This is a genomic window from Hominimerdicola alba (assembly GCF_900112155.1).
GTDB lineage: Bacteria > Bacillota > Clostridia > Oscillospirales > Ruminococcaceae > Hominimerdicola > Hominimerdicola alba_D.
In genome coordinates this window covers 1-8,846 of the sequence record NZ_FOKQ01000073.1, presented here as the reverse complement: position 1 = coordinate 8,846, position 8,846 = coordinate 1, and the positions used below count along the sequence as shown (strand labels likewise).

At 41.9% G+C, this 8,846-nt stretch carries 5 protein-coding genes and 1 pseudogene; 2 read left to right on the top strand and 4 right to left on the bottom strand.

Annotated elements, in window-relative coordinates; genetic code table 11:
- Positions 1 to 352 precede the first annotated feature (352 nt).
- Positions 353 to 1,864: a cellulase family glycosylhydrolase gene (locus tag BM265_RS18900; RefSeq protein ID WP_074963476.1), complete on the bottom strand. Its 1,512-nt coding sequence runs from the start codon at positions 1,862 to 1,864 to the stop codon at positions 353 to 355.
- A gap of 341 nt (positions 1,865 to 2,205) precedes the next feature.
- Between BM265_RS18900 and BM265_RS18895 the strand changes: the two genes are divergently transcribed.
- Both BM265_RS18895 and BM265_RS18890 read left to right on the top strand, forming a co-directional pair.
- Complete coding sequence (locus BM265_RS18895; protein ID WP_207647019.1) at positions 2,206 to 3,075, top strand: AraC family transcriptional regulator; 870 nt, start codon at positions 2,206 to 2,208, stop codon at positions 3,073 to 3,075.
- 173 nt (positions 3,076 to 3,248) lie between these two features.
- A pseudogene (locus BM265_RS18890) lies at positions 3,249 to 4,125 on the top strand (IS1595 family transposase).
- 464 nt (positions 4,126 to 4,589) lie between these two features.
- Here BM265_RS18890 and BM265_RS18885 read toward each other — a convergent pair.
- The 3 genes from BM265_RS18885 to BM265_RS18870 form a co-directional block, all read right to left on the bottom strand.
- Positions 4,590 to 6,161, bottom strand: coding sequence for an AAA family ATPase (locus BM265_RS18885; RefSeq protein ID WP_074963474.1), 1,572 nt, complete (start codon positions 6,159 to 6,161; stop codon positions 4,590 to 4,592).
- A gap of 631 nt (positions 6,162 to 6,792) precedes the next feature.
- Positions 6,793 to 7,353, bottom strand: coding sequence for a GNAT family N-acetyltransferase (locus tag BM265_RS18875; RefSeq protein ID WP_074963472.1), 561 nt, complete (start codon positions 7,351 to 7,353; stop codon positions 6,793 to 6,795).
- Positions 7,354 to 8,083: 730 nt separating this feature from the next.
- Positions 8,084 to 8,846, bottom strand: a 763-nt coding sequence (locus tag BM265_RS18870) for a leucine-rich repeat protein (RefSeq protein ID WP_074963471.1), incomplete at its 5' end; no start/stop codon positions are given.

Sequence of the window (8,846 nt, the reverse complement as noted above, 5' to 3'; positions counted from 1 at the left end):
TCAACCATCGTAAGCTGGGAAACAGTGCGTATTTAAGGCTTTTGGCTGCTTTGGTGCAGTGATCTTACTTGTGGTGTGTTAAGGGGATAACCATAAAAATCAATCAACGCTAAAAAAACATACAGCCGTGCGGTTTCAAAAGCGTTCGGGGGTGTACTGTTCTTTATTAGTTCGATAATATAGTATGTCGTTTACTACAATAAAAACAATACTCTCCGACAGATGGATATTTGTCGGAGAGTATTGTTTGAGAGAAGGAATCGCCTATGAAGAAAAGAAAGCGATACCTATTCTGATTAGATCTTTTATAATAGTATAGTATTGAAAACTTTGAGGTATGCTGATATGCCGGTTACTTAACGGTGACTGTCAAAGCGTGCCTGATAGCTTCATTTGCAGTCCATACACTGCCTGCCTTAGCTGCAACAGCTACCTTGTAGCTCTTTCCGGGAGTTAGATTCTTAGGCGTTGTATAGCTTGTAGCAGAAGCAGGGATGTTCTGAGTCTGTACCCTCCATTTTCCTGCAAGATATACTGCTATGCCGTAATTTGAAGCACCCTCAACAGGCGACCATGTAATTCTGATCTGATGATATTTCTCGCTGTATTCAACTTTGCTGACAACGGGATAGTCAGCAGATGGGTCAACGGGAGTTTTGCCGTTAAAACCTGTGATCTCGTCAAAGGCTTTTTTTAGATCGGGGTTACTGATCCTGCAGGCGTTTCTGTCATAGTGACCGCCGTATTCACCATCATTTTCGCCCTTCGGTGTTGCCCAGAGGAGGGGACACATCTGACGGTCATATGCAGCTTTGCATACAGCACTCAGGAAACGAACGACCGACTCTGTTTCCTTTCCCTTAGTGGGACAGCCGTACTCGCCGATTATCACAGGGATACCCTTGTCTGTAAAATTAGTCTTCATCATGTCCATGTTGGCATTAAGTTCACGGTAGTCCTCGTCTGTACCCCATGTTGAACGCGCCTTTGCCCAGGATTCGTCCTTGTCTTCAAGAATAGCAAAGCCCACAGGTGTATAATAATGCACCGATATCGCCATACGGTTCACAGGGTCGTAAGGCATCCTGAACAGCGAATCACAGGTTCGGTCAATACCGGTATTATATCCCGAAATTAGCAGATGGCGCTTGGGATTATTGCCGCCAGACGCACGGATGACATCTACAAATTTCTGATTTATGCGGTTGCACAGCGCATAGGACTTTTCTTTCTGCGACTGCGTCCCGCTCCAGGGGTTCCAGATAGACTCCCAGCCAAGTTCCTCGTTCTGCGACTCAAATATAAGATGATCGTCATAATCCTTGAATGCATAAGCGATCTGCTTCCACATAGTCTCATAACGTTTCATGGAGCCTTCTTCATCATAGGGGAAATTGTTTACCCATCCGTTGTCATAATGGATATTGATTATGCAATACATATCTGCGTCAATCACCCAGTCAACTATCTGCTTTACACGGGCAGTATAAGCAGGGGAGATAGTATAGGTGCTCTTATCCATCATATTTGACCAAGCCACGGGAACACGTACAACTCCGAAACCCTCGTTTGCCATGCCCTCAATCATTTCCTTTGTAATGATCGGGCTGCCCCATGCGGTCTCATATTCCTTTGGTTCGAGTACACCGTCGCCCCATTTTGTATCTACTTCTTCGATCCAGTCACCGCAAGCTTCCATCGTGTTTCCGAGATTGATGCCGATACCCATTTCACCCACGATTTCCGCTGTCGATACATTTCGCATCGTGCCGTTTTTACTCGGCAGAGCACTTGCCTGAATGTTTCCTGCCATGCTGCATACCATCACGCATGACAGAAAAGCTGCTGTCAGTTTGCTTTTCATTGTAGACCCTCCGTTTTCTTCTTCCTTACAGATATGTATATTCCTTCAGCACACCACTATATTCTGTATACTAATAACATTTACCTGGATGTATTCTTCCCCAGCCTTATGCGTGGGGAAGAATAACACTAACTATTAATACCCATTAAACGGTTGTATAATGCGATGTGTCAGAGTAAGAACCATAAACAACAATTGCATTACAGTTGATTTTTGTTATGAACTATGTTATAGTAATAATAGCACCTATCTTATCCGATTTCAAGTAAATTACTGCCACAAAACAGGACAAAAACGACACGAGACTTTTAAGTGAAAATCAGGTGATATTTATGTTTCGTATGCCCTTGGAAGCTTTTACGCAAGATGAAAATTTTCCGTTTTTTATACAGTACGGAGAACATGACGAGCCCCTTTATCTGCACGCCCACGATTCCTATATCGAACTGGTGATCGTACTGTCGGGGAGTGCCGTGCATATCGTTGACGGTGAGAAATATCCTATTCAGAAAGGAAGCGTTTTCGTCATCGCCGAGGATATCGAACACGGCTATGATGATCCGCAGGATTTTCACATATGCAACATAATGTTCCGCAAGAGGTTCCTTGATCTGAGTTCTTTTGACATAGCAGGTGCGCCCGGGTTTCAGGCTCTGTTCGTTCTTGAACCACAGCAGTCAAGAACCAAAGGCTTTACGAGCTATCTTAAACTGCTCCCCGATGAACAGCTTAATATAGAGGAAATGATTGCGGCACTTCATACCGAATATACCGTCAGGGCGGCAGGTTGGCAGACAATGGTTCGCGCGGGATTTATCCGACTTGTTGTCGAGCTTTCACGAATGTATGATACGAACCGCATCGAAAACGACGCAGGCATTGTAAAGCTTGCGCCTGCCCTTGCGTATATCGAACGAAATTTTCAGGAAGAAATGACCATTACCGAACTTGCTGCGCTTACTCATTATTCAGAACGTCAGTTTCTGAGGTTGTTCAAGGAAGCGACAGGCTGCCGTCCGATGCAGTACATAACAAAACTGCGTTTACATACCGCCTGCCGTCTGTTACGCGAGACAGAGCTGTCTGTGGCGGAAATCGCTGGGCGGTGCGGTTATACCGACAGCAGCTATTTCAGCAGAGTATTTCTGCGCAAGTGCGGTATATCACCCAAAGCGTACCGAAAGGATTCGGCGGCTAACAGTGCGTACTGATCTCGCGATGCATAGCTAATCCGTATGAAATTATCCGATAAAGTCGAATATTGCTTTTTATGGTTATCCCATTAACACACCACAGATAATTTACAAAGCTGTCCAAATATAACAGACCTCAAAAACTGGAAAATATAGTATAATAGTGACAGAAACAGAAAGGAGCTGTCGCTATGTCAAAAAGATTTCCGAAACCTGAGATCACACTTGATGGGATATACTCAAAGTTCGCAGATGAAAGTTTTTGCAAGGATTTTCTGCTTGATATCCGCTTTGAAAAGGGCTTTGCCTGTCCGTTTTGCGGTGGCTCTGAGTACCGCAGGATAAGGTCACGCCATCTGCTGCGCTGCAAGTTCTGTAAAGCAGATATATCCGCCACAAACGGAACTTTTATGCACAGAGCACATATTCCGCTCAGACTGTGGATAGTCACCGCATTCCTCATTATGAGCAACAAATGCAGCGTTTCTGCTGTTACGCTGATGAGGGCTTTGGGGGTGACCTACAAGACAGCCTGGTACATCCTTCATCGCATCAGAAAAGCTATGAAATGCCGTGAAGAACTCTATTTGCTCGACGGGATCGTTGAACTTGATGACACATATCTCGGTGCTCCGACTCACGGTAAAAAGCGCGGCAGAGGTACTGAAAAAGTCAAAATGATCGTAGCTTTATCAAAGAACGCAGCAGGAAATCCCGAGTACGTTAAAATGAGCGATGTGCCGAATTTAAAGGGCATAACTGTGGGTAGATTTGCCAGGGATAATATCCGCCCTGGCTCGAAGATCGAGAGTGATAATGCTCGAAGTTTTCAAGAAACCGTTGGCACAGAAATACTTCCATGTTTTTGAAACATATGATCCGACAAGCGGTCAGCTGAACTGGATGCATAAAGTTATATCAAACTTCAAAGCAATGATCATGGGAACTTACCACGGAAACAAAAAGATCCACGCAGCGTTATATGCTGCCGAATACTGTTACAAATTCAACCGCCGTAAGCTGGGAAACAGTGCGTATTTAAGGCTTTTGGCTGCTTTGGTGCAGTGATCTTACTTGTGGTGTGTTAAGGGGATAACCATAATATTTAATTACATATTCTTTTGCTATATCGCTGACGATACCGTTGTTGCGAGGGTGCCAACCGCAACAGAACCTATCTGCTCAAAGAAAACAAGCAACATAAAAATCCCGAAACCGACCACAAAAGTCAGCTTCGGGATCCTTATTTCATATCAAACGTGTCCTCGACAATTCGGTCGTAAGTTGGTCGTAAATCTTGCCTGTCGAGTCATAAAACCCGCGTAATTACGACGTTTCTTAGTCAATACTCTTCATCGTCGGGAATAATCTGCCCGATTTCCATGTCTCTTTATTTTTTTCTATGTCCCTGTTTTTCGGGAAATTAAGTGACATCGAACATAATCATAGGCTTTTATTATTTCACATAGGATGAAACCATTTGATGCGAATTTGATGTGCGTTTGATGCGAGATGTTATAGGCTTATAAGCCCTATTTTTCGGCATTAAAGCGTTCTATCCTGCAAGTATGCTCCTTGGTATTTTTGTCGTAGTTGATGCCCACGATTATCAGCTTGTCAAGATATTCTGTCAACGCGCCATGGTAGCGTTTTTCTTTTATCTGACTGATTGCTGTGTCGGCGGATTTATCATATTTCAGCTCAACCAACATCGCAGGTTTGTCAGAATGCTTCAATGGGATAAACACCAGATCTGCAAAACCCTCGCCTGTTTCCAGCTCTCTGAAAATAGTATAATACTTCTTAGCAGAATAAAATGCAAGGCTTAGAAGACAGCTCAGAGAATTTTCATTGTTGTATGTCAGCAGCGAAGTGTTCTGATAATGCAGCTCACGAAGTGCATCACTGACTGACTTTTCATTGCCTTTCAGCGTATCTTCCAACAGTCTTTCCGAACTTCTTATAGCTGACATGACATTCTCCCAACCGCCATCCTCAATGCAGTTGATGAATTCCTGCCGTACTTCCTCATTTGGGATATAGCAACTTCTAACTGCCTTATTGTAGGTCAGATATCCCAGATGTATCAAAAGTGTCAGCACATCATCAGCAGAGCCGAAATTTGTCATATCGTTCTGGAATTTAAGAATATTTACCTTTACAGGCTCATCAGCAATAAGCTGCACCACCTTGTCACGCAGACCGTCAAAATTAGCTTGGATATATTCTTTCAACGCCTCGTAAGTCTCTGTTTGCGTCCAATAGTTGCTTAACTCCTTGCTCAGCATAGCCTCGACAACGGACTTCGGATTGTATATAGATACATCATTGACATTGTATCCATCGTACCAACGCTTGACCTCATCGAAGTCCATTTCATACTTTCCGCAAAGCTCCCTTACTTCCTCTTCAGTAAAGCCTGTATATTCGGCATAAACACCTGCATCGGCAACAGATATCTCCTTGAACATATTGAGTGCTGAATGCTCGCCATACTTCTTTATTGGCAGTATACCTGTCATATATGCAAGTGCAACATACACCTTGTCTTTCAGAAGACTGCGTAGAAAATCAAGATAAAGAGTCTGATTTTCGGTATCATTCTTGTTCCTGCGGAAAATACAGTCCCACTCATCGATAACAAATACAAACTTCACATGAACAGCATTGTAGATATCCTCCAAAACAGAGGGTAAGTCGTTCCAGTCAAAGCAGTCTACGCTGCTGAACTGTGACTTCAATTCATGGAGAAGTCTCTTCTGAAGATAATCCAGTGAGCCTTCAAGAGAGTCATGTTTATCCATAAAATTGATCATATTCAGATGTATGACCTGAAACTTATTGAGATATTTTTTATAGTCGGGAGAACCCGATATCTTCAGAGTCCTGAACAGACTGTCGGTATCCTCCTGACCGTAATACGCACAAAGCATATCGGCAGTGATAGATTTTCCGAACCTGCGGGGACGGCTCACACATACGAACCGCTGAGATGTATTTATGCACTCATTCATTACAGAGATCAGCATTGATTTATCAATGTATATCTTTGAATTAACCGCCATTCGGTAACTTTCCGCACTCGGATTCAGCAGCATACCCATTCGTCAAGGCTCCTTTCATCGGTCTTTGATTTATTATAGCACAGTCGAGTGTGAAAATCAATAGGTATGTACTTCATTTTTCCGCAAGAAAATACCGCCCACCCGAATTGTATGGTTATTGCCATAGATGGATCAAAACACTAACAATCCAAAAGCACCGATGTCGTGAAGATATCGGTGCTTTTACTATAATTATTTCTATTTCACTGTCGTTCACTTAACTCTAAACCTTTTGAAATTGTCCTGCATCAAAAACCGTTTCGATTTATAAGCAGGTAGTATATAAATAAATACAGATCATCCGTCACATAGAACATTTGTTTTCTAAAATCATACTGTGCGTAAAATTTACCGCTCTCGCTTATGAAGAAGTTTGCCTCTCTTTCTGAAGCAATAGTCAGCAGATCCTCACCTATTTCATTTTGGAATTGTCTACTGGTATTGCGCACGAAGATTTGTGTGCCGGATAGGTTTTCCGTTCGACAGATTGTTATGGGGAAAATCAAAAAGCTGTGGAGCGGAGTTTGCTCACACAGCTTGTAAATTTTCATTCTCTTTTGAAATTAAGGCAACACCGCACAAAGACCACCTGACGGCTTTGTGCGGTGTTGCCTTAAATATTTGTCGGTTGTTATATGTCCCTATTTAGCCATTCTTCCCTTAGAATTGCATACTGGTATTTATCACACCACCTATGATCTAATGCACTATTTCCTTGATACATCTTTACAAAATGTGCCTCTCTGCGCATTCCTATCTTTTCCATAATTCTATATGATCCTATATTCAGCGTGTTGCAATCAGCTATCACTCTTCTAAGTTTAAGAACATCAAAAGCAAGTCTCAATAAAGTATTTCCTATTTCAGTTCCATATCCCTGCTTCCAATAGTTACGATGCAATTCCCAAGCTAATCCAGCAGGATCTTTGTCTGTAAAATACAGTTCGCAAGACCCGATCAGTTCGCTGGTGTCTTTCAGTTCAACAGCATATCTGAAATTGACACACGGATTTTCTTCGGCACATTTTATAGCCCAATCAAGATAATCGTGAGCTTCTTTTTCATTTTTAGGCTCACTTGAGCGATATTTCATATTTTCAAGACTGCTCAGCCAATCATATACAATTGGGAAATCACTTTGTCTGAATTTTCTGAAAAGAAGTCTTTCTGAATATAACTCGATATATTGCAATTGAAACATCTCCTACTTTGGATACACACAAGCAAGCCAAGTGATTACTCTCACTTCGCCATTATATCACACCACATCCGAAAAATCAATACCCACTTTCAGTAATTTTCCTGATAACTACATATATGTAAAGTCGCATAGCTCCAAGCGCTCTGACGAGCGCCTGAGCGACTATGAGAGTTCGCTCATAAATTTTTTTACGGAAACGATGAAAATAACCCAATCCGATCTCAGCGGTCGGAAGAATATCAAAATCACACCCAGCAAATAGATGTTGTTAAGGTTTACGAGTTAGAAACTATGGTGGAGTTATACTACAATAAATACATATACTAGTTGGAGATATTCTTCAAAAAGAGCAGAATGATAATATTTTTATATACATCCGATGCGTTAAGCACTCAAGATCATAACCGCCACTAAAGTTTTGGTTTGCTCTGTCACCAAAAGTGGCTATTTCTGGCTTACCCACTTAAATTAATGTCATTGTATTACTTGAACTGCCATTCTTAAACGGGTTATATAACAGTCAAAATATGCTAAAATCTTTTCGTTGCTATTACTCACTGGTTTCGTAATATGTTTCCTTACGGGAAACACTCGTACTAAAACTTTTTATTCCAACGGTAAAACCGTTTTTTTCTTTTCACTAATGCACCAATAAAAAGGCACTTCTGTCATATCGACAGAAGTGCCTTAAATACTATTTTACTGTATTAACTGCATTTTATCAGCTCAGGAGCTTTTTGCCCTTTACGTGAGCAGCTATCTTGGAAATATCAGAAACGTTGATCTTGCCGTCATTATTTACATCAGCACGTTTCTGAGCAGCAGCATCGAGCAACTTCTTGCCCTTTACGTGAGCAGCTACCTTTGTGATGTCGGTAACGTTGATTACTCCGTCGCCGTTGACATCGCCGCGGGGATACTCCGATTCACCCTCATCGATTATGTGATAATCATATTTATTATCAAGTGCGTAATTGAGAGCATACGAATTGTTGTAGCACCATATAACTGCCTTAGGGCTTTCATAAAGTATAGAAATGCTTATATCTTCAACTTCTTTCGGTATCTGGACTTTTTCAAGCTTTGAGCATTTCTCGAAAGCATATCCGTCTATCTTGGCTGTGCAGCCGTCCTCGATCATTATCGTTTTGAGCTGGGCACAGCTTTCAAAAACGTATGAACCTATCGATTTAACGCTCTTCGGGATAGTGATATCTGTCAGTATTGTTTCGGAAAAAGCTTTTGAATCGATATTGATAACGCCATCGGGGATATCAATGTGTTCGAGCATTGAACAGCTTTCAAATGTTCTGGGGCTTATGGTCTTTAAGTTTTTACTGAGCTTTACAGAAGTGAGAGCCTTACAGCCGTTAAATGCTGCATTGCCAAGCGTCTTGACAGAATCGGGCAGGGTTATCTCTTCAAGCATGACACAGTCTTGGAAAGCATTGTTTTCTATCGTATTAACGCCGCTGTTTATAGTT